The following is a 2,338-nucleotide window of genomic DNA, read 5'->3' as shown; positions in this document are numbered from 1 at the left end:
CCGGCGCGTCCGCACACCCCGCTCCCGCCAGAACCCCTCCACCTCGTCCAGCGCGTCGACCGCGCCGGAGACCACCACCGCCGCCGGCCCGTTGACCGCCGCGACACCGACGCGGTCGGTCATCCCAGCGATCGACTCGACCACCGCCGCCTCGTCCGCCGCCACCGCCAGCATGCCGCCACCGGCGGGCAGCGCCTGCATCAACCGACCCCGCGCCGCCACAAGCTGACACGCGTCGGCCAGCGACAACACACCCGCGACGTACGCGGCCGTGACCTCGCCGATCGAGTGACCGGCGACCACGTCGGGGACGATGCCGAACGACTCCACCAACCGGAACAACGCCACCTCGACCGCGAACAGGCCGGCCTGCGTGAACACCGTCAGATCCAGCAACCCCGCCTCGGCCGTACCCGCCTCGGCGAACAGCACCTCCCGCAACGGACGCGGCAGCAACGGATCCAGGTACGCGCACACCTCACCCAGGGCGGCCGCGAACACCGGGAACCCGGCCGACAACTCCCGGCCCATCCCCGCACGCTGCGCACCCTGACCCGAGAACAGCAGCGCGAGCTGGCCGCGTGCGGCGGTGTAGCCGGTCACGACGGCCCCGGAGGGCTCGCCCGCGTCGAGGGCCCGCAGCGCGGAGAGCAGGTCGTCCTGGTCGGCCACCACGGCGACGGCGCGCTGCTCCAGCGCGGGCCGGGTGGTGACGGAGGACCAGGCCACGTCCAGCGGACGCGGGGCCTCGTCAACGGCGAGCCAGCGCGCCCACCGCCCCGCCTGGCCGGCCAGGGCGGCGGCGTCACGGGCCGACAGCAGCACCGGCACCACCGGCGGAACGTCGCGGGCGACGATCTCACCCTCGACCGTCTCGGCGGGCGGCTGCTCGATGATCACGTGCGCGTTGGTGCCGGAGATCCCGAACGACGACACCGCCGCCCGACGCGGCCGACCCACCTGCGGCCACGGAGTCGCCTCGGTCGCCAGGGCGACTGCCCCAGCCGTCCAGTCGATGTGCGGGGACGGCTCGTCCACGTGCAGCGTCGGCGGCACCAGGCCGTGCCGCATCGCCAGCACCATCTTGATCACACCGGCCACACCGGCAGCGGCCTGCGTGTGCCCGATGTTCGACTTCACCGACCCCAACAACAACGGCCGGTCCCCCGGACGCTCCTGCCCGTACGTGGCCAGTAGCGCCTGCGCCTCGATCGGATCGCCCAGCGTCGTGCCCGTACCGTGCGCCTCGACCGCGTCCACGTCGGCCGGCGTCAACCGCGCGTTCGCGAGCGCCTGACGGATCACGCGCTGCTGCGACGGGCCGTTCGGCGCGGTCAGGCCGTTCGACGCGCCGTCCTGGTTCACGGCCGTCCCGCGTACCACGGCGTAGATCTTCCGGCCCTCGCGCTGGGCGTCGGAGAGGCGCTGCACGAGCAGCACGCCGACGCCCTCGGACCAGCCCGTGCCGTCAGCGGAGGCGGCGAACGACTTGCAGCGCCCGTCCTGCGACAGGCCCCGCTGCCGGGAGAACTCGATGAACGTCCCCGGCGTCGCCATCACCGTCACACCACCGGCCAACGCCAGATCACACTCACCTGACCGCAACGCCTGCGCCGCAAGATGCAACGCCACCAGCGACGACGAACACGCCGTGTCCACCGTGACCGCCGGTCCCTCCAGCCCGAACGTGTACGCCACCCGACCCGACAGCACGCTGCCGGAGGTACCGGTCCCGACGTAGCCCTCCACCTCGGTCGGCAGGTCCATCAGCCGGGAGGCGTAGTCGTGGTACATCACGCCGGCGAAGACGCCGGTACGGCTGCCCCGCAACCGCTGCGGGTCCAGACCCGCCGACTCGAAGCTCTCCCACGACGCCTCCAGCAGCAACCGCTGCTGCGGATCCATCGCCAGGGCCTCACGCGGCGAGATCCCGAAGAAGCCCGGATCGAACTCCGCCGCCCCGTACAGGAAACCACCGTGCCGCGTGTACGACGTACCGCTGCGGTCCGGGTCCGGGTCGAACAGCGACTCCAGGTCCCAGCCCCGATCCGCCGGGAACTCGGAGATCCCGTCGCCGCCGCCGGCCAGCAGTTCCCACAACTGCTCCGGGCTCTCGACGCCGCCCGGGTAGCGGCAGGCCATACCCACGATCGCGATCGGCTCGTCGGTGCCGACGACCGTACCGGCGACCAGGTCGCGGGTCGACTGACGCACCCCGGCCAACTCCGACCACAGGTGGTCGGCGAGCACCGCCGGGGTCGGGTAGTCGAACACGAGCGTCGAGGCCAGCCGCAGCCCGGTGGCCGCGTTCAACCGGTTACGCAGGTCCACCGCCGTC

The 2,338-nt window shown here is 72.8% G+C and carries 1 protein-coding gene; it reads right to left on the bottom strand.

The genetic code is table 11. The features are described from left to right. The coding region (locus V6V16_RS27670; protein WP_334566874.1) for a type I polyketide synthase at positions 1–2,338 on the bottom strand (2,338 nt) is incomplete at both ends.

The sequence above is a fragment of the Micromonospora sp. CPCC 205561 genome (genome assembly GCF_036906775.1).
GTDB lineage: Bacteria > Actinomycetota > Actinomycetes > Mycobacteriales > Micromonosporaceae > Micromonospora.
This window is presented reverse-complemented; position numbering and strand designations above follow the sequence as displayed.